21 protein-coding genes are annotated in these 25,982 nt (G+C 70.5%); 12 read left to right on the forward strand and 9 right to left on the reverse strand.

Annotated features, from left to right (window positions below):
* Window positions 1-181 precede the first annotated feature (181 nt).
* The 5 genes from EJK15_RS08120 to EJK15_RS08140 all read right to left on the reverse strand — a co-directional run bounded on the left by EJK15_RS08120 (window position 182) and on the right by EJK15_RS08140 (window position 7,648).
* Entirely contained in the window at window positions 182-3,244 is a 3,063-nt protein-coding gene (locus EJK15_RS08120) for a BTAD domain-containing putative transcriptional regulator (protein WP_171074174.1), read from the reverse strand.
* A gap of 372 nt (window positions 3,245-3,616) precedes the next feature.
* Entirely contained in the window at window positions 3,617-4,216 is a 600-nt protein-coding gene (locus EJK15_RS08125) for a response regulator transcription factor (protein WP_138709752.1), read from the reverse strand.
* A gap of 16 nt (window positions 4,217-4,232) precedes the next feature.
* On the reverse strand, window positions 4,233-5,351 hold the full coding sequence (locus EJK15_RS08130) for a sensor histidine kinase (RefSeq protein ID WP_138709753.1): 1,119 nt from the start codon (window positions 5,349-5,351) through the stop codon (window positions 4,233-4,235).
* A complete protein-coding gene (locus tag EJK15_RS08135) occupies window positions 5,351-6,466 on the reverse strand; it encodes a sensor histidine kinase (RefSeq protein WP_138709754.1) in 1,116 nt (371 codons plus the stop codon). The genes EJK15_RS08130 and EJK15_RS08135 overlap by 1 nt, the downstream gene beginning before the upstream one ends.
* A gap of 51 nt (window positions 6,467-6,517) precedes the next feature.
* Window positions 6,518-7,648, reverse strand: a complete 1,131-nt coding sequence (locus EJK15_RS08140; protein ID WP_138709755.1) for a glycoside hydrolase family 18 protein — start codon at window positions 7,646-7,648, stop codon at window positions 6,518-6,520.
* A gap of 219 nt (window positions 7,649-7,867) precedes the next feature.
* Here EJK15_RS08140 and EJK15_RS08145 point away from each other — a divergent pair, with 219 nt between their 5' ends.
* The 4 genes from EJK15_RS08145 (at window position 7,868) to EJK15_RS08160 (ending at window position 14,343) form a co-directional block, all read left to right on the forward strand.
* On the forward strand, window positions 7,868-8,782 hold the full coding sequence (locus EJK15_RS08145; RefSeq protein ID WP_138709756.1) for an LLM class F420-dependent oxidoreductase: 915 nt from the start codon (window positions 7,868-7,870) through the stop codon (window positions 8,780-8,782).
* A 45-nt stretch (window positions 8,783-8,827) separates the two neighbouring features.
* Window positions 8,828-10,426: a 3' terminal RNA ribose 2'-O-methyltransferase Hen1 gene (locus tag EJK15_RS08150; protein ID WP_138709757.1), complete on the forward strand. Its 1,599-nt coding sequence runs from the start codon at window positions 8,828-8,830 to the stop codon at window positions 10,424-10,426.
* Window positions 10,410-12,869: a polynucleotide kinase-phosphatase gene (locus tag EJK15_RS08155; protein ID WP_138709758.1), complete on the forward strand. Its 2,460-nt coding sequence runs from the start codon at window positions 10,410-10,412 to the stop codon at window positions 12,867-12,869. Before EJK15_RS08150 ends, EJK15_RS08155 begins: the two co-directional genes overlap by 17 nt.
* 70 nt (window positions 12,870-12,939) lie before the next feature.
* Window positions 12,940-14,343, forward strand: coding sequence for a sugar porter family MFS transporter (locus tag EJK15_RS08160; RefSeq protein ID WP_138709759.1), 1,404 nt, complete (start codon window positions 12,940-12,942; stop codon window positions 14,341-14,343).
* A 130-nt stretch (window positions 14,344-14,473) separates the two neighbouring features.
* Here the strand turns inward: EJK15_RS08160 and EJK15_RS08165 are convergent, their stop codons facing one another.
* Window positions 14,474-15,325, reverse strand: a complete 852-nt coding sequence (locus tag EJK15_RS08165) for a CAP domain-containing protein (protein ID WP_171074175.1) — start codon at window positions 15,323-15,325, stop codon at window positions 14,474-14,476.
* A 716-nt stretch (window positions 15,326-16,041) separates the two neighbouring features.
* Between EJK15_RS08165 and EJK15_RS08170 the strand changes: the two genes are divergently transcribed.
* From EJK15_RS08170 to EJK15_RS08200, 7 genes are all read left to right on the forward strand, one after another.
* Entirely contained in the window at window positions 16,042-17,799 is a 1,758-nt protein-coding gene (locus EJK15_RS08170) for an ABC transporter substrate-binding protein (protein WP_138709761.1), read from the forward strand.
* A gap of 72 nt (window positions 17,800-17,871) precedes the next feature.
* A complete protein-coding gene (locus EJK15_RS08175; protein ID WP_138709762.1) occupies window positions 17,872-18,867 on the forward strand; it encodes an ABC transporter permease in 996 nt (331 codons plus the stop codon).
* The gene (locus EJK15_RS08180) at window positions 18,864-19,748 is read left to right on the forward strand and encodes an ABC transporter permease (protein ID WP_138709763.1); all 885 of its coding nucleotides are present in this window, start codon (window positions 18,864-18,866) and stop codon (window positions 19,746-19,748) included. Before EJK15_RS08175 ends, EJK15_RS08180 begins: the two co-directional genes overlap by 4 nt.
* Complete coding sequence (locus tag EJK15_RS08185; protein ID WP_138709764.1) at window positions 19,745-20,686, forward strand: ABC transporter ATP-binding protein; 942 nt, start codon at window positions 19,745-19,747, stop codon at window positions 20,684-20,686. Before EJK15_RS08180 ends, EJK15_RS08185 begins: the two co-directional genes overlap by 4 nt.
* Complete coding sequence (locus EJK15_RS08190; protein WP_138709809.1) at window positions 20,686-21,561, forward strand: ATP-binding cassette domain-containing protein; 876 nt, start codon at window positions 20,686-20,688, stop codon at window positions 21,559-21,561. The genes EJK15_RS08185 and EJK15_RS08190 overlap by 1 nt, the downstream gene beginning before the upstream one ends.
* Window positions 21,562-21,571: 10 nt before the next feature.
* Complete coding sequence (locus EJK15_RS08195; protein WP_240776831.1) at window positions 21,572-22,675, forward strand: glycoside hydrolase family 2 protein; 1,104 nt, start codon at window positions 21,572-21,574, stop codon at window positions 22,673-22,675.
* Window positions 22,672-22,878 (forward strand): hypothetical protein, encoded by a 207-nt coding sequence (locus EJK15_RS08200; RefSeq protein ID WP_138709765.1) that lies wholly within the window; start codon window positions 22,672-22,674, stop codon window positions 22,876-22,878. Before EJK15_RS08195 ends, EJK15_RS08200 begins: the two co-directional genes overlap by 4 nt.
* On the opposite strand, the gene EJK15_RS08205 is transcribed toward EJK15_RS08200, so the two are convergent.
* The 3 genes from EJK15_RS08205 to EJK15_RS08215 all read right to left on the reverse strand — a co-directional run bounded on the left by EJK15_RS08205 (window position 22,868) and on the right by EJK15_RS08215 (window position 24,883).
* Window positions 22,868-23,542 (reverse strand): DUF6879 family protein, encoded by a 675-nt coding sequence (locus EJK15_RS08205; protein ID WP_138709766.1) that lies wholly within the window; start codon window positions 23,540-23,542, stop codon window positions 22,868-22,870. The two genes, EJK15_RS08200 and EJK15_RS08205, sit on opposite strands and share 11 nt — an antisense overlap.
* A gap of 87 nt (window positions 23,543-23,629) precedes the next feature.
* Complete coding sequence (locus EJK15_RS08210; protein WP_138709767.1) at window positions 23,630-24,163, reverse strand: DUF1707 SHOCT-like domain-containing protein; 534 nt, start codon at window positions 24,161-24,163, stop codon at window positions 23,630-23,632.
* Between the two features lie 3 nt (window positions 24,164-24,166).
* The gene (locus EJK15_RS08215) at window positions 24,167-24,883 is read right to left on the reverse strand and encodes a PadR family transcriptional regulator (protein WP_138709768.1); all 717 of its coding nucleotides are present in this window, start codon (window positions 24,881-24,883) and stop codon (window positions 24,167-24,169) included.
* A 293-nt stretch (window positions 24,884-25,176) separates the two neighbouring features.
* Here EJK15_RS08215 and EJK15_RS08220 point away from each other — a divergent pair, with 293 nt between their 5' ends.
* Complete coding sequence (locus EJK15_RS08220) at window positions 25,177-25,902, forward strand: metal-dependent hydrolase (RefSeq protein WP_276615372.1); 726 nt, start codon at window positions 25,177-25,179, stop codon at window positions 25,900-25,902.
* The last annotated feature ends 80 nt before the right edge of the window (window positions 25,903-25,982 follow it).

A 25,982-nucleotide genomic window follows, 5' to 3' on the forward strand; every position in this document is an offset into this window, starting at 1 on the left:
GAGGGAGCCCCGACCTGTCGTCACAGCGTTGATCGGTCCCACCTCCTCCAGTCGTAGTGCTGCACAGCGCCGCTGAACCTATCACACAGACCTCGCCTTCCTCGATCTGCGCGGGCTGGATGCTGTCGAGATTCACGCCGGGCAGGTGAAGTCGCTCGCTGATGGCGGCATCGAGTTGGGGTCAGGGACGGCCGTCGCGTCCGATCGCCTCGGCGAACGGGTCGGGGGCGGTCGCGCCCTCGGCGAACGCGGCCGCGTACGGCTCCGGGCCGAGCGACAGGCACAACTCCCGCGCGACGTCGAGGTGCGCCTGGCGGAACGGCCCCACCAGGATGACCCCGAACTCCTGCCGCAGCCGATCGGCCGCCCCCAGCAGGCGGACCGCAGGGCGATGCTCTCCCGAGGCGGCGACCGCCCAGGCCAGCACCTCGACGCCCCACGTCGGCGACCAGCGGTCGCCGAGCGCGCGCTGGCGTCCGACGGAGTCGCGCAAAACCTCCATCGCCCGGTACGGATCCCCGTGCCGCAGCTCCGCCAGCCCCACTCCCCACAGCCCCCAGGACATCGCCCACGCACCCTGATGGGCCTTGGCCTCGGCGAGGTATTCGCTCCCGGCGGCCAGCGCCGTCTCCCTGTCGCCGAGGAACACCGACGCCATGGCCCACACCAGCGTGGCCAGATGCGTGTCGCCCACCCTCCCGCCGCGCCGGAACTCGTCCCTGGCCCGCGCCAGCAGCGCGATCGCCGCCGGATCGGCGTGCCTGATCAGCGCGTGGGCGCCCTCGGCGAACGTGACGGTCGCGTCGCCTGGCGGCCCGGCCTGCTCCCTGCAGCCGGCCAGCAGGACGCCGGCCGCCTCCAGGTCGCCCTGGCACAACGCGATCCACACGGCGAACGCGGTCGCGGTCACCCGCAGCGGCGTGGCCGGCACCGACCGCTGGGCGAGCGCCGCCTCCAGCCAGTGGCGGCCCTCGGCGGGGGTGCCGTTGAAGAACCAGGTCTGCGCGCTGGTGAGGTGCACGGCCAGCCGCATCCCGGCCTCGGCCTCGCCCGGCCAGGTGAGGCAGAACTCCATGGCGGTACGCAGGTTGGGCAGCTCGCGCCGTAGCCGCGACAGCCACTCTGCCTCCCGCGGGCTGCACCACCCCGCCGCCGCCTCGGCCGCCGTCCGCAGGTAGTGGTCGCGGTGCCGGAGCCGCAGCTCGACCTCCTGGCCCAGCTCGCGCAGGCGGTGCAGGCCGTACTGGCGGATGGTCTCGAGCATGCGGTATGTGGTGCGGCAGTCGGCGGTGTACGCGTTCACGATCGACTTGCGTACGAGGCCGGCGAGCAGGTCCATCACGTCGCGGCGGGCGATCTTCTCGTCCGCGCAGACCGACTCGGCGGCGGTCAGGTCGAAGTCGCCGGCGAACACCGCCAGCCTCGCCCACAGCACCTGCTCCCGCTCGGTGCACAGCCCGTGACTCCAGTCGATCACGCCCTGGAGCGTCCGCTGGTATCGCGGGGCCGGGGTGGTGTCGGACGGGTCGCCGGTCAGTAGGCGGAAGCGGTCGTCGAGTCGTTCGAGGATCTCGTCGAGGGACAGGGCGCTCAGGCGTACCGCGGCCAGCTCGATGGCGAGCGGCATGCCGTCCAGCCTGCGGCACAGCTGAGCGGCGGCGGCGCGATTACGGTCGTTGACCTCGAACCCGGGAGCCGCGGCCGCCCCCCGCTCGGCCAGCAACCGCACCGCCTCGTCCCCGCGGCCATCGCCGCACGCGGTGACGCCGCGGTGCGCGGCGCCGTCTTCAGGCGCGAGGCCGTCGTCGTGAGCGGGCACGGTGAGCGGCGGCACCGGCAGCACGTGCTCGCCGGGCAGACCGAGCGGCTGCCTGCTGGTGGCCAGCACCCGTAGCCCGGGAGCGGCGCGCAGCAACACGTCGAGCAGCGCGGCGACGGCCTGCGCCACGTGCTCGCAGTTGTCCAGCACGAGCAGCAGCCGCTTGTCGCGCAGGTGGCGGAGGAGGACGTCGCGGGCGGGGCGGGCCGACTGGTCGCGGATGCCCAACGCCTCGGCCACGGCCGCGTCGATCCGTCCCGGCTCGGTCACCGGGCCGAAGTCGGCCAGCCACACACCACCGGGAAACGCCTGCGACGAGGGGCCCTCCGCCGCCGGTGGCAGTGCCGCCTCCTGGGAATGCGACGGCAGCGCCGCTCGGACGGCCGACGGGTGCGCCGCCTGGAACGCCGGCGGCTGCTCTGCCCAAGGGGCCGACGGGTGCGCCCCGTGGAACGCCGGCGGTTGCGATGCCGGGACGTCCGACGACCCGGCTATCTGGGCGGCCACCCGCAAGGCCAGCCTGGTCTTGCCGACGCCGCCCACGCCCGTGAGGGTGACGAGCCTGGCCGTGTCCAGGAGCCGCCTGACCTGGCCGATCAGCCGCTCTCTCCCGACGAACGACGTCAGCTCGGCCGGCAACTCCCCGGCCACGGCCAGACCCTCGGGGCGAGAGGCGGTGAGCGCGGGATCGGCGGCCAGGATGCGCCGGTGGAGCTCCCGCAGCTCCGTACCCGGATCGACGCCCAGTTCCTCGGCCAGGACCTCCCGAACCTCCGCGTAGCACCGCAGGGCCTCGCCCTGCCGCCCCGCCCGGTACAGGGCCAGCATCCGCTGCCCCCAGAACCGCTCCTGCATCGGGTGCGCCCCGATCAGCTCGTGCAGCTCGGCCAGCACCTCGCCGTGGCGGCCCAGCTCCAGATCCGCCTCGATCCTCGCCTCGATCGCGCCCAGCCGCCGCTCGGCCAGCGCCGGGACCACCTCCTGCCGCAGCAGATCCGAGTCGACGTCCAACAGCGGCAGGCCCCGCCACAGCGCCAGAGCCTCCCGGAGCAGCTCGGACACGCGCACGGAATCGCCGGCGGCCGCCCTGGCCAGCCCGCACAGCGCGTCGAACCGGTGCAGGTCGAGCGCGCCGTCGGCCACCTGGAGCAGGTAGCCGAGCGGGCGGGACAGCACCGGCGCGGGCGCTCCGTACGCGCCCAGCAGCCGCCGCACCCGCAGCACGTGATTCTGCAACGTGTTGCGTACGCCCGCCGGCGGGCGTACGCCCCACAGCCGGGCCACCAGCGTCTCGACCGGAACGACCCGGTTGGCGTCGACCAGCAGCGCCGCCACCAGAGCCCGCTGCTTGGCCGATTTGAGCACGATGGGCACGCCGTCGAAGGACACCTCCAACGGCCCCAGAACCCCGAACGCGAACCCCATCCGCCCCTGCCCAGGAAGACCTGCCGCGCATGACCCACCAGTGATATCACGCATGGTGACCGCTGAGTGACCGAACGGTGACCACCGGATCAGCGGCGCACGGCAGCCTCGTAGTGCGCCCGGCCCGGCCGAGCGGGCGAGACGAGGAGAAGAGACGGATGGAATGTCACGGGAAAGGATCCGCGTGCGGGCGAAGGCGGCGGCCGGGACGATCGGGCTGCGTACTGTCGCGAGCGGGCCCGCCCTCGCCGTGGCCGGTAGCCGCTAGGTGACCGCCCTCCGGTCAGCGCCCCGCCGCTTACCCCTTGAAGCGGCGGGGCGCTCGCGGGCGTGGCCCCACGCACTCCACACAAGCCCTGACCCGCGCCCGGCTCAGAGCCAGCCCATGCGCTGCGCGGTGCGGATGGCCTCCAGGCGGTTCTGAGCGTTGAGCTTGGTCATCGCACTCGACAGGTAGTTGCGTACGGTGCCCTCGGTCAGGTGCAGCTCGCCCGCGATCCGCGAGATCGTGGCCCCGTCGCCGGCCAGCCGCAGCGCGTCGCGCTCGCGCTCGGTCAGAGGGCTGTCGCCCGCCGCCATCGCCGCCGCGGCCAGCTCCGCGTCGAGGTAGCGGCCGCCGCCCTGGACCTTGCGGATCGCCATGGCCAGCTCCTCGGCCGAGGCGTCCTTGCCGAGGAACCCGCCCACGCCCGCCGCCATGGCCCTGCGCAGGTAGCCGGGGCGGCCCAGACTGGTCAGGATGACGATCTTGCATTGGGAGCTGATCTGCTCGGCCGCGCTCAGGCCGTCCATCCCGGGCATCTCGATGTCGAGCACGGCCACGTCGGGGCGGTGCTCGGTCACGGCGCCGAGGACCTCGTCGCCCCTGCCGACCTGGGCGACGACCTCGATGCCGTCCTCGAGGTCCAGCAGGGCAGCGATGGCGCCGCGGATGAGGTGCTCGTCGTCGGCGAGCAGTACGCGGATGGTCATGAGAGCTCCCAGAGAATCATGCGGGCACCGCCGCGCGCAGCAGGTAGCGGCCCTCACGCGTCGGCTCCGCCTCCAGGGTGCCGCCCGCCGAGCGCACGCGCTCGGCCAGCCCCGCCAGCCCGTTGGGCGCGTGCTCGCCCACGGGCCCGCTCACGCCGTCGTTGGACATCTCCAGCACCCCATCCTCGATCGTGATCGTGCAGCGTTCGGCCCGGCTGTGCTTGAGCACGTTGGTGGCGCCCTCGCGCACGACCGTGGCGAGCAGGGTGCGGGTCTCCGGCGTCAGGGCGGCCGTGTCGGCGCGCACGGTGCAGCGCACGTCCGCCGCCTCCAGCACCGCCCGCACGCTGGCCAGCATCTCGTCCAGGTCGATGGCCCGGTAGTTCTGCACGACGGTACGCACCTCGCGTAACGACCGCCTGGCCAGGTCGCGTACCGCGAACATCTCGGCCGCGGCCGCCGCGGGGTCGGCGCGCAGCGCCTGCTCGGCGTGGGACGTCCGGGCCGCGACGTCGGTGAGACTCTGGCCGAGCAGGTCGTTGAGGTCGCGGGCGAAGCGCAGCCGCTCCTCGGAGACCGCCAGCCTGGCCAGGGCCTCCTCCCCTTCATGAGCCTCCTGGGCCAGCCGCCAGAGCCGCAGGTTGGCCCACACGGCGCCGACGGTGATCACCGTTAACACCGTCTGTACCGCCAGCAACAGCAGCAGTTCCGTGAAGAACCCCTCGACCAGGCCGGCGTACAGGTAGGTGGCCGCGATCGACGCGACGGACAGGGCGATGGCGGTGCGCTTGCGGACGAACGCCGCCATCAACCCCAGCCAGGTCGGGAGCGCCCAGACGATCGGGAAGTAGTACAGGATCGCGACGATCGCCCCGGTGACCGCCAGGATCGCGGTGGGCCGCCTGCCGCCTCTGACAGCGATCCTGAACGGGCGCGTGCTCAGCACGTTGAAGGCCAGCAGCAGCACGGCGCCGCCCGCGGCAAGGGGCCAGGGCATGCCCATCTGCCACTGGACGTGCAGTTGGAAAAAGCCGAAAAGGGGGAGCAGCAGGACGATGTCGGTGGAGAAGACGATCAGCCAGCGGGCCTTGTCCAGCTTCGACGCTCCCCGTAGCCGGTCGACGAGCCCGCGCATCACGCCGGCACCGCCGCGCGCAGCAGGAACTCGCCCGCCGTCGTGGGGATCGCGGAGCAGGAGCCGCCCGCCGTGGCCAGCCGCTCGGACAGGCCGCGCAGCCCGTTGCCAGGTGTGTACGGCTCCCCGCGCGCGCCGTCGTTGAGCATCTCGAGCACCCCACCGGCGATCGTGATGGTGCACCGCGTGGCCTTGCTGTGCTTGAGCACGTTCGTGCCGCCCTCGCGCACCGCCCAGGCCAGCAGTGTCCTGGCGGCCGGTGACAGGCCGTCGGCCCTGACGTCGATCACGCAGCGGGCGCCGGCCGCCTCCAGCGCGGCCCGCACGCCGGCGAGCTCCTCGTCCAGGTCGAGCGCTTGATAGCCGTGCACCGCCTGCTGCACCCTGGCCAGGGAGTCCCCGGCGAGCCCGCGTACCTCGGCCATCTCGGCAGCGGCCCGGCCGGCGTCCTTGGTGGCCAGTTTGGCGGCCAGCTCGCTCTTCAGCGTGATCACCGACAGGCTGTGCCCGAGCAGGTCGTGCAGGTCGCGGGCGAAGCGCAGCCGCTCCTCGGCCACCGTCAGCCTGGTCTTCGCCTCCCTGCTGCGATGGGCGTCCCTGATCACCCACCAGAGCCAGCGCCACAGCAGCATGGCCCCGATCATGACGGCCGCGTTGATCGCGCTGATGAGCAGGACGCCCTGCCACGTTTCCCCGGTCACCAGGACGGTGTGGCCGGTGAGCAGCGCCACGACCGCCGCCGCCAGGCAGGCTGTGGCCCACAGCGGCAGATAGAGCGCGGCCATCGACAGCCACAGCGACTCGGTCTGCATCCAGAGGGTCGAGGAGTCGGTGCTGTGCGGCACGAGCACCACGCTGCCCACCGCGAACACTCCCGCGATCAGCAGCTTGGCCGTGGGCCGCGGCCGCGTCTCGAAGGCGTCCCTGAGGAGAAAGGGGGTAAGCGCGTAGAAGGCGATCAGGCACGTGGCGGTGATCGTCGCGAGTGCGGGGGAGATCGTCCCGTCCATCGCCGCCGCGACGGTGACCACCACGGAGAGGACGGCGAGGAACGCGATCATGCCGTCCATCCAGTAGATCAGGATCTTCCGCGCCGTGTCAGGACGTGCCGCCATCGCCCTCCCCCTGCCGCCGGAAAAGCCTCCAAGGTCACTGAAATCCTATCGTCAGGGCCGGATACCCCAAAGAATCCGCGACACGTCCCGCGATGGGGTGACGCCACGTAGTGACAGCCAGGCGAGCCCGTGGCCGGCGGCGTATTCGGCCAGCGCGCGGGCGTCGGCCTCGCTCAGGTCGCTCTCGCCGGACAGCACCGGGGTCAGGGCGATGTGCCGCCACGCCTCGCCGGGGTCCGCGAGGTCCCGGGTCTGGGCGATCTGGTCCCTGGCCAGCTGGATGGCCGCGGCGAGCCGGCGCAGGCGGCCGCCAGGGGCCGGGCGCGGCTCCATGACGGCCAGCAGGTTGACGGTGCCGACCTCGGCGCCCGCCTGGCGGGTGGTGCGCAGCATCGCCACGTCGCCGGCGCCCAGCCCGTGCGGCTTCAGCGGGAGCGTGAAGCCGACCCGCAGCGGCCGCTCACGCTGCATGGCGCGGATGGCCCGGGCCCTGCGCAGCACCGCGGCGCCGTCTTCGCTGTCGCGGACCTCGAAGTCGATCGCCGCGGCGTCGAACGCGCCGACCACCCGGCGGTAGGCGGCGGCGAGCCCGCCCGGCCTGGTGCAGGCCACGGCCAGTTCTTCGCCTTCTGGGCCGCCGAAGACCGGGGCCGCGTCGCCGCCCAGCGCCCTCAGCCGGCCGATCTTGTTAGCCACCGGGTTCTCGCCGGGATCGAGCGGATCGCTCCGGCCGACGCCCGATTCGGGGGAATCGGTCCCCTGGTCGGGCTCTGTCCCGTCGGCGTCCTGTTCTGGCGAGTCATTCCCGTGATCGGGATCGGTTTCGGCGGCGTCCCGTTCGGGCGGGCCGGTCCAGTGGAGGGACTCCGTCTCGTCGAGCGGTCCGGCCCATTTCGGGGCGCAGCCGTCGTCTCCGCCCGCCACGAGGTGGCCCAGCGCGTAGTGGCGCACGCCGGTACGGCGGGACTCGGCCGACAGGTCGAAGCCGGGCTCGCGGGCGGTGTCGACGAAGCCCACGAACGCGGTGGCGGCCGGCTCCGCGGCCACGGCCCGCGAGACGGTGGGGGAGGGCTGAGCGACCGGCGGCGGCGAAGCGGCGCCCGCGGGCAGCAGGCGGATCGCCACGCTGGTGGCGGCGGCGAGCGTGAGAGCTCCGAGGATCGCGAGAGGACGAGGAAGCACACCCGGCTCCCTCTTCTGCCGTGGCATAGGACACCCCACGTGGTCGTTCGGCTACGTACGGCGCTGACCGTGGACATGGCGATCTCATGCCGACTTCTGAGACCGCTGTGTCATGGCGATCTCATGCCGACTTCTGAGACCGCTGTGAACCTAGCAACCGCGCACCCCACAGCGCGGGCCTTTTCCGGTTCGCGTCCGGGTTGTGCGGATAATGTCGTCATGAAGCTGCGGATCTTCACTGAGCCCCAGCAGGGCGCGACATATGACGACCTGCTCTCTGTCGCCCAGGCCACCGAACGGCTGGGCTTCGACGCTTTTTTCCGGTCCGACCACTACCAGCGCATCGGCGCGGGAGACCCCGGTCCGGGCTCCACCGACGCGTGGATCACGCTGGCCGGCCTGGCCAGGGAGACCTCGAGGATCCGGCTGGGCACGCTGGTGACGCCTGCCACGTTCCGGCTGCCGGGGCCGCTGGCGATCAGCGTCGCGCAGGTCGACCAGATGAGCGGCGGCCGGGTCGAGCTGGGCTTCGGCACCGGCTGGTTCGACACCGAGCACGCCGCGTACGGCATCCCTTTCCCGCCGACGGGTGAGCGGTTCGGGCGGTTCGAGGAGCAGCTCGAGATCATCACCGGCCTGTGGACGGCGGAGAAGACCTACTCGTTCGAGGGCCGCTACTACCGGCTCGCCGACTCTCCCGCACTGCCCAAGCCGGTGCAGCGGCCCGGGCCGCCGGTGATCATCGGCGGCTTCGGCGCGAAGCGCACGCCGAGGCTGGCGGCCACGTACGCCGACGAGTACAACGTGCCGTTCCGCACCCTGGCCGACACCGGTGAGGCGTTCGCGCGGGTACGTGAGGCGTGCGAGGCGACCGGCCGTACCGTGCGGCTGTCGGTGGCGCAGACCACCGTGGTGGGCGCCGACCGGGCGGAGGTCGAGCGGCGCGCGGCCGCCATCGGCGAGAACCCCGAGACCCTGCCCGCAGGCGGCCTGTGCGGCACCCCGGCGGAGGTGCTGGAGAAGATCGGCGAGTTCGCCGAGCTGGGCGCCGAGCGGGTCTACCTCCAGATCATGGACCTCGGCGACCTGGAGCACCTGGAGCTGATCGCCGCTGAGGTGCTGCCGCACGTGTAGGTAATCGGTTGGCGGGGGTTCGCGGGGTTGCGGCAGACTTGGGACGTGCTGCTGACGATCACGACCACCGCGAGCCCCGCCACCGATCTCGGCTTTCTCCTGCACAAGCATCCCGGGCGCGTGCAGGAGTTCGGCCAGTCGTTCGGCACGGCCACGGTGTTCTACCCGGAGGCGGGCGAGGAGCGCTGCACGGCGGCGCTCATGCTGGAGGTCGACCCGATCGCGCTGGTCAGGTCGCGCGGCAAGGGCTCGCCCGACTTCAGCTTGTCGCAGTACGTCAACGACCGTCCCTACGCGGCCTCCTCGCTGCTGGCCGTGGCGCTGGGCGACGTGTTCCGCACCGCGCGGGCCGGCCGGTGCAAGGCCCGGCCCCAGCTGCCCGGCACGGCCCTGCCGCTCGAGCTGCGGCTGCCCGCGCTGCCCTGCCGCGGCGGCCCCGACCTGGCGCGGCGGCTGTTCGAGCCGCTCGGCTGGGAGGTCGACGCGCAGGAGGTGCCGCTCGACGAGGGCTTCCCCGAGTGGGGCGAGTCGCGATATGTCCGGCTCACCCTGCGCGGCACGGTGCGCCTGGCCGACGCGCTCAACCACCTCTACGTGCTGCTGCCCGTGCTCGACGACGGCAAGCACTACTGGATCGCGCCCGACGAGGTCGACAAGCTGATCAGGGCCGGCGAGGGCTGGCTGTCCGGGCACCCGGAGCGCGGCCTGATCACCCGGCGCTACCTGGGGCGGCGCTGGGCGCTGGCCCGCACCGCCCTGGCCCGGCTGGCCGAGCTGGGCGACGAGACGGAGGAGGAGCTGGAGCCCGCTGTCGCGGAGGAGCCGATCCCCGAGGAAACCGCCGCCGCCGAGCTGGCCGTCGCCGAAGCGGAGGCCTCGGCCCAGGCGTTCGCCGCGTCCGGCGAGGCTTACACCAGCACGCTCCACATCACGTTCGACGCACCCGGCCCGCCGGATGCGGCGGTCGGCGCATCCGGCCCGCTGGACAGCGCGCCCGATGCGGCGGTGCAGGAGAGCCCGGCGCCCGAGGCCAAGGCCAGACCGCTCAACGTCCGCCGCCGCGAGGCCGTGCTCGCCAAGCTCGAGGAGCTGGGCGCGGTCAGCGTGATCGATCTGGGCTGCGGCCATGGCGAGCTGGTCGGCGCGCTGCTGGTCAGGCCCGGGTTCGCCCGGGTCGCCGGCATGGACGTCTCGTCGATGGCGCTCACCATCGCCGCCCGCAAGCTGCGCCTCGACCGCATGCCCGACGCCAAGCGCGCCCGGCTCACCCTGTTCCAGGGCGCGCTCACATACACCGACAAGCGGATCAAGGGCTACGACGCCGCCGTGCTCATGGAGGTGGTCGAGCACGTCGACGCGCCCCGCCTGGCCGCGCTCGAACGCGTCGTTTTCGGCCACGCCCAGCCCAGGCACGTGCTCGTCACCACCCCCAACATCGAGCACAACGTGCGCTACGAGTTCCTGACCGGCCTGCGCCACCCCGACCACCGCTTCGAGTGGACCCGCGCCGAGTTCGCCGCGTGGGCGACCCGGGTGGCCGCGGAGCACGGCTACCAGGTCGCGTTCGAGCCGGTCGGCGACGACGACCCCGAGGTCGGCCCGCCCACCCAGATGGGAGTGTTCACCCGTGATCAGCTTTCCTGAGCTCTCCCTCGTGGTGCTCGTCGGCGTCTCCGGCAGCGGCAAGTCCACGTTCGCCAAGAAGCACTTCAAGCCCACGCAGGTCATCTCCTCCGACTTCTGCCGCGGCCTGGTGGCCGACGACGAGAACGACCAGTCGGCCACCCCGGCCGCGTTCGACCTGCTGCACCACATCGTCGGCGTGCGCCTGGCCAGGGGCCTGTTCACCGTGGTCGACGCCACCAACGTCCAGTACGCCGCCCGCAAGAGCCTCGTCGACCTGGCCAGGAAGCACGACGTGCTGGCCGACGCGATCGTGCTCGACGTGCCGGAGGAGGCGGCGATCGAGCGCAACGCCGCCCGCCCGGACCGCGACTTCGGCGCCGGCGTGGTGATCCGCCAGCGCAAGGACCTGCGCCGCTCGCTCGGCAAGATCTCGGGCGACGGGTTCAGGAAGGTGCACGTCCTGCGCGGCCTCGACGAGATCGACAACGCGGTGATCACGTACGAGAAGGCGTGGTCCGACAAGACGGAGCTGACGGGCCCGTTCGACATCATCGGCGACATCCACGGCTGCCGCTCGGAGCTGGAGACGCTGCTGCACGAGCTCGGCTGGCAGGGGAGCAGGCACCCGGAGGGGCGAACGGCGGTGTTCGTCGGCGACCTCGTGGACCGCGGGCCCGACACGCCGGGCGTGCTGCGCCTGGTCATGGACATGGTCGAGGCGGGCACCGCGATCTGCGTGGCGGGCAACCACGAGCAGAAGCTGGTGCGGGCGCTGAACGGCCGCAACGTCAAGATCGGCCACGGCCTGCAGGAGTCGCTCGATCAGCTCGCCGCCCAGCCGCCCGAGTTCGTCGAGCGGGCCAGGACGTTCATGGACGGCCTGCTCAGCCACTACCGGCTGGACGGCGGCCGGCTCGTCGTCGCGCACGCGGGCCTCAAGGAGGCCTACCACGGGCGGGCCTCCAAGCGGGTGCGCGCGTTCGCCCTGTACGGCGACACGACGGGTGAGACCGACGAGTACGGCCTGCCGGTCCGCTACCCGTGGGCCGAGGAATACCGCGGCCGCGCCATGGTCGTCTACGGTCACACGCCCACGGTCAAGCCCGAGTGGGTCAACAACACGATCTGCCTCGACACCGGATGCGTCTTCGGCGGTCACCTGACCGCGCTGCGCTACCCCGAACGCCAGATCGTCCAGATCCCGGCAGAGAAGGTCTGGTACGAGCCGGTGAAGCCGCTCGGCGCCGGCGCCCGCGACCTCGGCATGCTGGACATCAATGATGTCATCGGCACCCGATACGTCGAGACCAGGTTCGGCCCCCGGGTCAAGGTCATGGAGGAGAACGCGGCCGCCGCCCTGGAGGTCATGAGCCGGTTCGCGGTGGACCCGCGCTGGCTGGTCTACCTGCCGCCCACCATGGCCCCGCCGGAGACCTCCCAGCTCGACGGCTACCTGGAGCACCCGCACGAGGCGTTCGAGGAGTTCGCCGCCGCCGGGGTGCGCGAGGTCGTGTGCGAGGAGAAGCACATGGGCTCGCGGGCCGTCGCCGTGCTGGCCAGGACGCCGGAGGCGGCCGCGGCCAGGTTCGGCGTGACCGACGGCGGCGTCGGCGCCGTCTACACCCGCACCGGCCGGCCGTTCTTCGCGGACACGGCGCCGCTGGTCGAGCGGCTGCGCGACGCGTGTGAGCCGCTCTGGGCCGAGCTCGGCTCCGACTGGGTGGTGCTCGACTGCGAACTGCTGCCCTGGTCGGCCAAGGCCGGCGACCTGATCAGGAGTCAGTACGCCTCCGTCGGCGCGGCCGCCCGCGCCGCCCTCCCCGAGGCGGTCTCCGCTCTGGAGGCGGCGGCCGGGCGCGGGCTGGATGTGGGCGATCTGCTGCACCGCACCCGCCGCCGCTCCGGCAACGCTGCCCTGTTCCGGGACGCCTACGCGCGCTACTGCTGGCCGGTCGACGGGCTGGAGGGCATCAAGCTGGCGCCGTTCCAGATCCTGGCCTGCGAGGGGCGGGCCACGGCGCTGGAGCCGCACGCCTGGCACCTGTCCACGCTGGCGCTGCTCGACTCGCCGCTGATCGCCAGGACCGAGCACGTGTTCGTCACGCTCGACTCGCCCGAGTCCAGGGCCGAGGCGACCGCGTGGTGGGAGTCGATGACGGCCGCGGGCGGGGAGGGCATGGTGGTCAAGCCCGCCGCGTACGCACCCGGCCGGGTGCAGCCCGGGGTCAAGGTCCGCGGCCGCGAATACCTGCGGATCATCTACGGCCCCGACTACACCGAGTCGCTGGACGTGCTGCGCAGGCGCTTCCTGGGCAAGAAGCGCTCGATGGCGCTGCGCGAGTACGCGCTGGGCCTGGAGGCGCTGTCGCGGCTGGCGGACGGCGAGGCGGCCTGGCGGGTCCACGAGCCGGTCTTCGCCGTGCTGGCCCTGGAGTCGGAGCCGGTCGACCCGCGCCTGTGACCAAAGATTGGGTAAGCGCCGCCGTACCGGTCCGACCTGCGGGTATGTCCTCCTCCAGGAGAGGACCGGCATGGCGACTCAGCGCACCGAGCATCACGAGCCCCTGGGTCACGTCGTGTTCATCGCGGCGGCCGCCGCGATCGGCGGGTTCCTGTTCGGGTACGACAGCTCCGTCATTAACGGCGCGGTCGTCGGGATCCAGCGGTACTTCCAGGCGGGGCCGGTCGAGACCGGGGCCGTGGTCGCCATCGCGCTGCTCGGGTCGGCCGTGGGCGCGTGGGCGGGCGGCGGGCTGGCCGACCGGTGGGGGCGTACCCGGTCCATGCAGGTGGCGGCGCTGCTGTTCGCGGTCAGCTCGATCGGGCAGATGCTGCCGTTCACCATCTGGGACCTGGCGCTCTGGCGGGTGATGGCGGGCTTCGCGATCGGCATGGCGTCGGTGCTCGGGCCCGCGTACATCGCAGAGGTGGCGCCGCCCGCCTACCGGGGCCGGCTGGGCTCGTTCCAGCAGCTCGCCATCGTGCTCGGCATCGCGGTCTCGCAGCTGGTCAACTACCTGATCGTGCGGCTGGCCGGTGGAGCCGTGAACAACCACCTGTGGCTGCTGCAGGCGTGGCAGTGGATGCTGGGCGCCTGCGCGGTGCCCGCTGTGGTGTATCTGCTGTTCGCCCTGAAGATCCCCGAATCGCCGCGCTACCTGATCATGGCGGGGCGCACGCGGCGGGCGCGCGAGGTGCTGGCCGAGGTCGAGGGCAAGGACGTGGACCTCGACGAGCGCATCTCCGAGATCCAGCACGTGCTGCGGACGCAGCGCGTGCCGGGGTTGAAGGACCTGCGCGGCCCGGCGCTCGGGCTGCTGCCGATCATCTGGATCGGCGTCGTCCTGTCGGCGTTCCAGCAGCTCGTCGGCATCAACGTGATCTTCTATTACTCGTCCGTGCTGTGGCAGTCGGTCGGCATCAACCAGAGCGACTCGCTGCTGATCAGCTTCTCCAGCTCGATCATCAACATCATCGGCACGTTCATCGCGATCTCGCTGGTGGACAAGATCGGCCGGCGGCCGCTGCTCATGATCGGCTCGGCCGGGATGGCGATCTCGCTGGGCACCGCGTCGTGGGCGTTCAGCGCGGCCAGGATCGCGAACGGCGCGGTTTCGCTGCCGGATCCGCAGGGGCCGATCGCGCTCGTCGCGGCCAACGTGTTCGTGCTGTTCTTCGCGCTGTCGTGGGGCGTGGTGGTCTGGGTGCTGCTCGGCGAGATGTTCCCGAACCGCATCCGCGCCGCAGCCCTGGGCGTGGCGGCCGGGGCCCAGTGGATCGCCAACTGGGCGATCACGGTGTCGTTCCCGGCCCTGTCGGCGTGGAACCTGCCGCTCACGTACGCCGGGTACGCGTTCTTCGCGCTGGTGTCGTTCTTCTTCGTGGCCAAATGGATCAGGGAGACCAAGGGCCGCAAGCTGGAGGAGATGGGCTGAGAGCCCGCGCTGCCCGTGCTTGCCTCATACGCGCAGGGCATCACGAACATCGCGGGCGTCTCGGCGTACCGCACCGCCTTCCTTCGGCCCAAGGCGCGGGTCGGGCCGCAGGGACAGACGGTGGGACGGACTATCGGGCGGCGAAGTCCTGGGTCCAGTAGATCCGGCCCTGGGAGCTCTTGGCCGCGCCGACGCCGATCAGGTTGAACCGGCAGTTCATGATGTTGGCGCGGTGCCCGGAGCTGTTCATCCAGCCCTGGACCACGGAGGCGGCCGACGGCTGGCCGAAGGCGATGTTCTCCGCCCAGGCCGACCCCCCGGTGAAGCCGGCCGCCCTGATGCGGTCGGTGAAGCTGCGGCCGTCCCGGGAGGTGTGGTCGAAGTAGTTGTTCTTCGCCATGTCGTCGGAGTGGCCGAAGGCCGCGGCGCGCAGTTGCGGGTCGTGCTTGAGCGGGGCGCAGCCGCCCTTGGCCCGCTCGGCGTTGGTCAGGCGGACGACCTCGTTCTCCTCGGCCGTGCCCACCGTTCCCGACGAGGGCGGCGCGGTGGTCGGCGAGCTCGACGGCGTCGGGGACGGCGTGCCGGAGGGCGTGGGCGTCGGCGTGGCGCTGCCGGGGGCGCAGGTCAGCTTGGCCGCCTTGGACCTGGCGGTGCGGCCGCGGTAGTCGGTGGCGACCGCGTAGTAGGTGCCGGGCGCGCACGGGAGTGCGAGGGTGATGCGGCCGTTCCTGGTGGCCCCGCTCTTGACGACCGGGTCACGGCCCGGCACGGCGCGCTTGATGCGGATGCGCAGCAGCGCGGAATTGAAGCAGCCGCGGCGGGCGGCTGAAGACTCGATCTTGAGGGCGTCGCTGAGCCGGGGCTTGGCGACTTTCACGCGGCAGGCCGTCTCCGACGCGGTCGCGGCCTCGGCCGCGGTGCTCGTCACGCAGAGAGCGGCGGCGCTCACGAGTCCGGCGAGTACCCCTAGGGGTCTACGCATAGGGGGTTTCCTCCAGTTGCGGTAGACGCTGGATGGCTCCGCATTCTGTCGGGACCGCAACCCATTTGTCATCAAATTTGCGACATTGGTGTGATGGACAGGTAAACCAAAGTGCCCTCAGAGACGTCTGGGGAGGTCGGCGCCGGGTTCCGGGGCCCCGACCGAAACCACCTCCGGAGCGCAGAACCGGGGCGCTGCCAATCGGCTGAGCGCCGTGCGCGTCGCGCCGGGCCCCACCGCACGCCTTCTCGCCGACCCGGCGCTCAAACGTCGCCGTCCGTGCCGCCGCGTGTGGGCCCGCCGGCGGTCACGTGCCGTGGGGGCGGTCACAGTGCGGGGCGGTCGCGGGTGTGGGGCGTTGAACCGGTTAGCCATTCCGGTCGGCCTTGCCGTGTTCGGCCTGGACAGGACGCAGGCAGCGGTTGTGAGAGCGTTCCCAAGGCCACGTCTCGAAAGCGTCACGACTATTGACGGCACGGACACGCGGAATTTACGTTCGCGGTACTTATCCGGTTCAGCAGGTCTCGCGACCTGTGACTACTGAAGAGTGATCGCTCACCGGTCTCATCGGCGGGAGCGTGCTTGCGTAACGCATGGGAGCGCTCCCAGAAGAGAGGGCTCCGCGAGCGGCGCGGGCCCGTCCGAGCCCGGCCCATCGGGGGTGTCTAGCCAGATGTGTGAACCTCCGCGCCGGGCGCGGAGGGAAGGAGAAAGCGATGCGTAACCGGGCTCGGATCATGATTCCGCTCGTGGCGGCGGGCCTGCTCGCCACGGCCTGCACCGGCGGCGGATCCACGCCGACCCCGCCGGCGGATCAGACGCAGGGCCAGAGCGCCGTGGCCAGCGCCAACCCCGATCAGCTCCCGCGCAGCGAGACCCTCTACACCACGGGCACGCAGTGGGGCCCGCCGGCCAACTACAACCCGATCAGGGAGTGGGACTCCGCCGTCGGCACCAAGGGCCTGGTGTACGAGACGATGTTCCACTACGACACGAACGCGGCCAAGCTCACGCCCTGGCTGGCCGAGAGCGGCTCCTGGATCGACGACACCACCTACGAGGTCAAGCTCCGCCAGGGCGTCAAGTGGTCCGACGGCCAGCCGTTCACCGCCAAGGACGTCGCGTTCTCCTTCGAGCTCGGCAAGATGGAGACGATCCCGTACAACAACCTGTGGAACTGGCTGAAGAGCGCCGAGGCCACCGACGACCAGACCGTGAAGTTCACCTTCTCCAAGGCCAACTACCAGGAGTGGGACTTCATGCTCTACACCCGCTCGATCGTCCCCGAGCACATCTGGAAGGACCGCTCCGAGAAGGAGGTCCTCGACGGCGTCAACGAGAACCCGGTCGGCACGGGTGCGTACACGTTCATGAGCAAGGGCCAGGACCGCGTGGTGCTGCAGCGGCGCGACGACTGGTGGGGCAAGACGGCGCTGAACATGGAGCCCAAGCCGCGCTACATCGTCGACATCGCCACCCCGAGCAACGAGGTCGCGCTGGGCCTGCTGCTGCAGAAGGGCCTTGACCTGAGCAACAACTTCCTGCCCGGCGTGGCCAATCTGGTGCAGGGCAACTTCGGCCTGACGACGTACTACAAACAGCCGCCGTACATGTTGTCGGCCAACACCGCGTGGCTGGTCCCCAACGCGACGAAGAAGCCGATGAACGACCCCGCCTTCCGCAAGGCGCTGGCCTCCTCGATCGACGTCAAGAAGATCGTCGAGAGCGTGTACGGCAATCTCGTCAAGGCCTCCAGCCCGACCGGCCTGCTGCCGCAGTGGGACAAGTACGTGGACCAGAACGTGGTCTCCAAGTCCGGCTTCACCTTCGACGCGGCCAAGGCCAAGAAGCTGCTGGCGGACGCCGGCTACAAGGACGGCGACGGCGACGGGTTCGTCGAGAACAAGGACGGCTCCAAGATCAGCCTGACCCTCATCGTGCCGTCCGGATGGACCGACTGGATGGAGTCGGCCAGGTCCATCGCGGCCAGCGCCAAGTCCGCCGGCATCCAGATCACCCCGGACTTCCCCGACTTCAACGCGCTGGTGGAGAAGCGCGGCAAGGGCGACTTCGACCTGCTGATCAACAACGAGAGGCAGCTGTCGAACTCGCCGTACACCTACTACGAGTACATGTTCCAGCTGCCGATCCAGAAGCAGCAGAACACCGTCAACTTCGCCCGCTACGAGAGCAAGAAGGCCTGGGGCCTCGTCCAGCAGCTCGACCAGGTCAAGACCGACGACGTCGCGGGCATGACCAAGATCATCTCCCAGCTCCAGCAGATCCATCTCGACGACATGCCGATCATCCCGCTCTGGTACAACGGCCTCTGGGCCCAGTCCAGCACCAGCGTGTGGAAGAACTGGCCGGCCGCCGAGGGCAGCGCGCCCAAGACCGGCGCCGTGATGTGGCGCAACTGGCTCGAACTGGGCGGCTTCGAGACGCTCACCCAGCTCCAGCCCTCCGGCTCCTGACCGCCCACCCGCCACTCCCACTAGCCCCCGCTCCTCGGACAGGGGAGCGGGGCCTTCACGGAGAAAGATCACGTGCGTCGATATTTCGGCAGGAAACTCCTCATATACGGATTGACGTTCTTCGTCGCCGTCACGGTCAACTGGATGATCCCGCGCTTCATGCCGGGCGACCCGGTCGCCAGCATGGTCGCGCGGGCCAACGTCGCCAAGCCCGAGGCCGTGGAGGCGATGCGGGCCTACTACAACAACCTCTTCGGGCTGGACCAGCCGCTGCTGCAGCAGTACGCCAACTTCTGGGGCTCGCTGCTGCGGGGCGACTTCGGGCTCAGCATCTGGCTGTTCCCCACCCCCGTCAGCACCGTGATCGGCGACGCGGTGCCGTACACGCTGGGGCTGGTCGTCCCGGCGGTGCTGCTGAGCTGGGTGGTGGGCAACCGGTTCGGCGCGTACGCCGCCCGCCGCAAACTCCTCGACAACACCGTCCTGCCCGTCGGGTACGTGCTGACGGCCATGCCGTACATGTGGCTGGCGGTGCTCCTGGCCTGGGCGTTCGGCGTGATCGCGGGCATCTTCCCGGTCGCCGGCGGCTACAGCTTCTCGATGCGGCCCAACTGGTCATGGACGTTCCTGCTCGACCTGCTGCACCACTGGACGCTGCCGTTCCTGTCGCTGTTCCTGGTGGCGCTGGGCGGCTGGGCGATCGGCATGCGCAACATGATCATCTATGAGCTGGAGTCCGACTACTCCAACTACCTGTCGGCCCTCGGCGCCCCCGCCAGGCTGATTCGCAGGTACGCCTTCCGCAACGCCGTCCTGCCCCAGATCACCGGCCTGGCCCTGCAGCTCGGCGCGCTGATCGCCGGAGCGCTGGTCACCGAGATCGTCTTCGCCTATCCGGGCCTGGGGAGCCTGATCCTCAAGGCCATCCAGAACAAGGACTTCTTCCTCCTCCAGGGCACGTTCCTGTTCATCGTGCTCGGCGTGCTGATCGCCAACTTCATCATCGACATCGTCTACGTCGTGGTCGATCCGCGGACCAGGGCGGGAATGGCTGGTGCGCAGGCATGACGGCACTTCAGGAAGTCGCCCCGCGCGAGCGCGAAGGCGTGCGGCGCGAGGCGCTCTATTTCGCGGTGCGCAACGGCAAGCTGATGACCGGCCTCGGCATCGTGCTGGCGCTGCTCCTGCTGGGACTGATCGGCCCCCTGCTGGTCGACGCCACGCCCAACGAGTACGGCGCCAAGCCCATGAGCCCGCCCTCCGGCGAGTACTGGCTCGGCACCACCACGTTCGGCCAGGACATCTTCGCCCAGTTCGTACACGGCCTGCGCAGCACCTTCGCGGTGGGCGTGGTCGGCGGCGGCATCGCCGCGGTCATCGGCATGGTCGTCGGCTTCGTGGCCGGCTATCTGGGCGGCATCGTCGACGAGATACTCAACATGCTGACCAACATCATCCTGGTCATCCCCACCCTGGCCGTCCTGCTGATCATCAACGCGTACCTGGGCATCAGGAGCGTGGCCGTGCAGGGCCTGTTCATCGGCCTGACGCAGTGGCCGTGGGCGGCGCGGGCGATCAGGGCGCAGACGTTCTCGCTGCGTACCAGGGAGTTCGTGGACCTGGCCAGGATGAGCGGCTCGGGCACCGGGCGGATCATCACCAGGGAGATCGCGCCGAACATGAGCTCCTACCTGTTCATGACGTTCATCCTGCTGTTCGGCGGCTCTGTGCTCATCGCCTCCTCGCTGGACTTCATCGGCCTCGGCCCCACGGAGGGCGTCTCGCTGGGCCTGATGCTGCAGAACGCCAACCAGTGGAGCGCGCTCCATCTCGGCCTCTGGTGGTGGTTCGTCCCGCCCGGCGCGGCCATCACCGCCATCGTGGGCGCCCTGTACGTGGCCAACGTCGGCCTCGACGAGGTCTTCAACCCGAAGCTGAGGGAGACATGAGCCTGCAGGTCAGCGAGCTGAAGGTTTACTACAGGACGCTGAAGGGCGAGGTGCGCGCCCTCGACGGGATGTCCTTCGAGCTGGCCGACGGCGAGATCATCGGACTGGTGGGGGAGTCGGGCTGCGGCAAGAGCACGCTGGGCAAGAGCCTCATCCGGATGGACAGCCGCATGCACCACGTGGGCGGCCGCGTGGTGCTCGACGGCAAGGAGCTGCCCATCGCCGACGACCGCCGGATGAACGAGTTCCGCTTCAAGGAGGTCTCGCTCATCCCGCAGTACGCCATGAGCGCGCTCAACCCGACCCGCAAGCTCCGCAGGATGGTCACCGAGCTGCTCAAGTCGAGGGGCACGGCCGTGGACACAGCCGAGCTGGAGCGCCGGATGGACCAGGTCGGCCTGCCCCGCGAGGTGCTCGACCGCTACCCGATCGAGCTGTCGGGCGGCATGAAGCAGCGCATGGTGATGGTCATCTCCACCCTCCTCGACCCGTCCCTGCTGATCGCCGACGAGGTCACCTCCGCGCTCGACGTCTCCACCCAGAAGGCCGTCGCCCGCGCGCTGCTCGGCTTCCGCGACAGCGGCTACGTCAAGAGCATGATCTTCGTCACCCACGACATAGCGCTCACCCACCACATCGCCGACACGATCATGGTCATGTACGCCGGCAAGCTGGCGGAGAAGGCGTCCGCCGACGTGATCGTCAAGGCGCCGCGGCACCCGTACACCAGGCTGCTCATCGACTCTCTGCCGGAGGTCGGCGTGCGCTACGCCGAGCGCAGGCTGGAGGGCATCGCCGGCAGCCCGCCGTCGCTGCTGCACCCGCCCGCCGGCTGCCGCTTCCGCGACCGCTGCCCGATCGCCGGAGAGGAGTGCGCCGAGGACCCGCCGGTGGTCGAGATCGCGCCCGCCCACCACGTCGCCTGCTGGAAGGCATGATGCTGAGACTCCACGACGTCACCAAGGAATTCAGGATCGGCGCCTTCGGCGGCAAGAGCGTCACGGCCGTGCGGAACGTCAGCTTTGACGTCGTGCCCGGCGAGGTCGTCTCCCTGATCGGGGAGAGCGGCAGCGGCAAGAGCACGATCGGCCGCATGATCCTCGGCCTGAACCCGGTCACCAGCGGCTCGATCACCTTCGACGGCCTGCCGGCGCGGGCCGGCAAGGAGTACTACCGCCACATCCAGGGCATTTTCCAGGACCCCTTCAGCTCGTTCAACCCGGTGTTCAAGGCCGACCGGGTGTTCGCCATGATCAAGGAGTCCTACTTCCCGGCCGTCCAGGAGCCGGAGTGGGCGGAGCGGGTCCGCGGGTCCCTGCGCGACGTGCGGCTCAACCCCGACCAGGTGCTCGGCAAGTACCCGCACCAGCTCAGCGGCGGCCAGCTGCAGCGCCTGCTCATCGCCCGCGCGCTGCTGCTGGACATCAAGCTGCTGGTGGCCGACGAGATCACCAGCATGCTGGACGCGTCCACCCGCATCGACGTGCTCAACCTGCTGGCCGAGCTGAAGGCCAGGGGCCTGGGCGTGCTCTACATCACGCACGACCTGTCGCTCGGCAACTACCTCGCCGAGCGCACGGTGGTGCTGCGCAAGGGCGGCGTGGTCGAGATGGGGCTGACGGACAAGGTCTTCGGCGACCCGCTGCACCCCTACACGCGCGAGCTGCTGTCGGCGGTGCCGCGCCTGCACGAGGACTGGGCCGACGCCACCGCCGTGGACACCTGCCTCTACCACGAGCGCGGGGCCTCAGGAGGCCTGCTCGAGGCCGAACCCGGCCATTTCGTGGCGTGCGCCCAGCTCGAAACCTGCTAAGGAGACGTCCTTGACGTACCGTCCGCTGCACGACGGCTGGACCCTGTCGTCGCAGGGCGTCGCGCCAGATGTCAAAGGGGTTCCCGCGACGGTGCCCGGCTGCGTGCACACCGATCTGCTCGCGGCCGGGCTGATCGACGACCCCTACCTGGACGACAACGAGCACCGGCTGGCCTGGATCGGCCGCACGGAATGGACCTATCGCACCACCTTCACCTGGTCACCGGATGAGCACGAGTGCACGGACCTGGTGTGCGAAGGGCTGGACACGGTCGCCACGCTCACCCTCAACGGGATACGCATCGGGAGCACCGCCAACCAGCACCGCTCCTACCGCTTCCCCGTCCGCCACCTGCTGCGTGACGGCGACAACGAGCTGACCGCGCACTTCGGCTCGGCCTACGCCTACGCCGAGGAGCGGCGGGCGGCGCTGGGCGAGCGGCCGGGCGCCTACGACGAGCCCTACCCCTTCATCCGCAAGATGGCCTGCAACTTCGGCTGGGACTGGGGGCCCACGCTGGTCACGGCCGGGATCTGGCGCCCCATCGGCCTGGAGAGCTGGAGCCGGGCCCGCCTGGCGGAGGTGCGCCCGCTCGCGCACGCGGACGGCACGGTGGACGTGCACGTCCGCGTCGAGCGCAGCACCGAGGAGCCCCTCACGCTGTCCGCCGAGATCGCGGGGATCACCGTGGAGGAGCGCCTGGACGGGCGGGCCACCGTGCTCTCGCTGAAGGTCCCCGACCCCGAGCCGTGGTGGCCTCGCGGGTACGGCGACCAGCCCCGCTACGACCTGACCGTCCGCCTCGGCGACGACGAGTGGCACACCAAGATCGGATTCCGGTCCGTCGAGCTGGAGCCCGAGGCGTTCACGCTCAAGGTGAACGGCGTCCCGGTCTTCGTCAGAGGCGTCAACTGGATCCCCGACGACTGCTTCCCCGCCCGCGTCACCAGGGAGCGCCTGGCCGAGCGGTTCGGCCAGGCCACGGCCGCCGGGGTCAACCTGCTGCGGGTCTGGGGCGGCGGCCTGTACGAGAGCGATGACTTCTACGACCTGGCCGACGAGCTGGGCCTGCTGACGCGCACGCCGAGCGCTCCTCCGGCGGCTACCGGGTGACCGTCACCGCGATCAGCGTGCTGCGCGAGCTCGCGATCTTCCCCGACCGGCTCGACCCGGACGCGACCGTCGACGACCAGCTCGTCACCCTGCTGCCGGGCGAGAGCGCCGTCTTCCACGTCACCACCGCCAGGGACCTGGACGCCGGGGCGCTGACCGGCTTCCCCGTGCTGCGCTGCGTGAACGAGGCGGTCAGACCCTGAACTCCTCGGTCCGGTGCGCGTACGCGGGCAGCGCGGCCCGCATCTCGTCCGTGACGACCGGCGGCGGCAGCGGCACGATCTCCCGCTCGTGGAAGGCGAGCACGTCCTCGCCCTCGGCGAACAGCTCCTGGACCGCCCCCAGGCAGGGGCCGACCACGCCGGGATCGGTGATCCGCCGGCCGCCGCGGCCCCCGCCGTACCGGTCGTAGAGCACCTCGTACATGAGCGACGGAGAGAAGATCACCAGCTCGGGAAGCGGGTCGAGGGCCGAGACCCGCGAGGCAGGCACCACCCGGCAGGGCGAGCCGGCCCGGGCGCGCACGGCCAGCACGTGCAGCTCCCACTGCAGGTACGCGGTGATCGGGAACTCCACCACCCGCACCCGCCTGACCGGGACGCGGCCGCGGAAGTAGTCGGCCAGCGGCCCGGCCATGCGTGCGGCCAGCTCCAGCGAGCCCGCCCAGTCGCCGTCCATCATGGCCCGCCAGCTCGCCACGTCCGGCTCGTAGAAGACCTGGGCGCGCTCCAGCTTCCACATCGGCTCGGTGCGCGCCGCATGGTCGCGCTCGAAACCGGCTTGGTACTCGGGCACGTCCAGGACCAGGCCGTCGGCGTGCGCGACGGCGGCGAACGGATTGACCGGGCCGGCGCCCTGCTCGATCATGCGGCGTCCCTTCGCGTCTGAAGACCCGCCCAGATCATCAGGTGAGCCCATGACAGGGTCAAGGCCCAAAAATGATCTGCGGGGTGTTCAGGCGCGGCGGTGGAAACGCCGGTGGACCAGGCCGAAGACCATGGCCACGAGCCACACCATGAAGAAGATCTTGAAGACGCCGAACCCGCCGAAGATCAGCGACAGCATCATGAACACGAACAGCACGCCGACGAACGGGTGCGGCCCCCGGTGGTGGCGCCGCGACGGATGGTGTGCCCACTGGCGGCGCATGTCCCGCTGCGCGTGGCGCATGGACTGCATCTGCCGATGGTGCGCCGCCATGGATTGCCGCCAGCCGTCCATGTCGTACTGGGGGGCGGGCTCGCGGTAGGCATGACCCGGCAGGTCGGATGTCACCTGCGCGAGGTCGCGGCCCGTCTTGGCGGTCAGCGTCCGGTCGAGCCGTTCGTCGAGCTCCTCATGGGTCAGGCGGCCCTGCGCGAAGTGCTCGCGCAGGGCGGCCATCGTCTGCTCGCGCTCGGCGTCGCCGATGCGGAGATCATTGCGATCCATGCCTGGTTCCTCGCTCTCCCCGAACCGGTCATCCGGTGCGACGCCGGTCGCGTTCATGCTTCACTCCTCGCCCGGTTCGCCATCGGCCAGGATCTGGTAGAGCTTGCGCCGGGTCTCTACCAGAGTCTTACGCGCTTCGCGGATTTGTGCGTCGTTTCCCGTCTGGAGAATTTGCATCATCGCGAAGGCCGACTGCTTGGAGATCTGCCAGAGATCGGCGGCGTTGTCGTCGACGTCCGGGCGCATGTCGTCCCACGGCGCGCGGACATCGTCGGCGTGCGCCTCGATGTAGTTGCGGCCCTCCTCGGTGAGGCGGAAGCTCTTGCGGCCCTCATGCTCCTCCGAGATCACCAGGCCCTCGTCGGTGAGCTGCTGCAGCGCCGGGTAGACGGCGCCCGGGCTGGGCTTCCAGCCGCCCTCGCTGCGCTCGGCGATCTCCTGGATGATCTGGTAGCCGTTGCGCGGCTCCTCGGCGAGCAGGGCCAGGATCGCGGAGCGTACGTCGCCCCGCTTCGCCTTGCGGGCCCTGCCGCCCCAGCCGCGGTGACCGCCGCCCCAAGGACCGCCTGGGCCGCCCCAGGGGCCGCCGCGCCCGAAGTCGAACGGGAACGGGCCCGGCCCGCCCCTCCGGCCGCGCTCCCGGTGCTCGTGATGATGGTGGTGCCGGCCGCCCATCTGCTCGAAGGCGTCGGCCACGGCCTTGAACGCCTCGCGGGCGGCCCGCTTGTACTCGTGTGCGCCGGGCCAAGGCCCTCCTGCTGCTTGTGCGGAACTCATGTTTCCCCCTATATCGCGATCTGTTCTCGATGCGTCAAAGATATATCGATACTATGTCGTTCGCAAGTCTGGGCGTTGAGTGAGCTAGATCACGAAAAAGTTGCGGAATCCGGGAACATGATGCGGGAAGGCATCGTTATTCACAGCAGACGAGGTCGTTCCGCGTCGGCAGGGCTGGGGGGTGCTGTCGCCGCGGAGACGACCTCGTCTGCGTTTGCGCCCATGGCCGGATCGCCTCGCGCGGCATGCCTCACCGCGTAAAGAGGTTCTTTGCCGTACAGTCCCGGATCATGATGGGGCACACTCACGCGATGACCGGGGCCATCGCCTGGCTGGGGCTGGCGCCGCCCCTCGCGGCACTGCCGCTGCTGAACGAGTCCTCACGGTTCGTCGACACCGGGATCATGGCCACCGCGCTCAACCCCGCCGAACTGGTCGCCGGGGCGATCATCTGCGCGGGCGCCGCGATGCTGCCCGACCTCGACCACCCGAGCGCGACGATCGCGCAGACCTTCGGGCCGGTCACCTGGGTGCTCAGCAAGGGCGTGGCGTGGATCAGCGGCGGGCACCGCGGGGCGACGCATTCGCTGGCCTTCGCCGTGGCGCTCGGGTTAGGGGCGCACTGGCTGGCCAACACCTATCCCATCGGCCGCGACATCATGGTCGTGCTGCTCATCGGCCTCGCGCTGCGCGCGATCGGCGTCGGGATCCCCGGGAACAAGATCGGGTCCGCCATGATCAACATCGGGCTGACCGCGGGGCTCTACGCCGTCTTCCTGTCCCTGACCGTCGGGTACGCCTGGCTGGGGCTGGCCGTGGGGATCGGGTGTCTCATGCACGTCGTCGGGGACTGCATGACCGAGCGGGGATGTCCGGTGTTGTGGCCGCTGGGGGCCAAGTTCATGCTGCCGTGGAAAATCGGCATCAAGACGGGCAAGAAGTTCGAGCAGAAGATCCTGGCACCGATCCTGTCGGTCGCGATCGTCGGGTTGCTGTTCTGGCGGTTGGTGCCCGTTTAACTTGATGCCGAGATACCTTAGGGATATCTTGACATCAAGACATCCGCCGCGGCCTGCGAGTTAGGTTTACCTAACGTACG

Origin of the sequence: Nonomuraea basaltis (assembly GCF_005893125.1) — a bacterium.
Classification (GTDB): domain Bacteria; phylum Actinomycetota; class Actinomycetes; order Streptosporangiales; family Streptosporangiaceae; genus Nonomuraea; species Nonomuraea basaltis.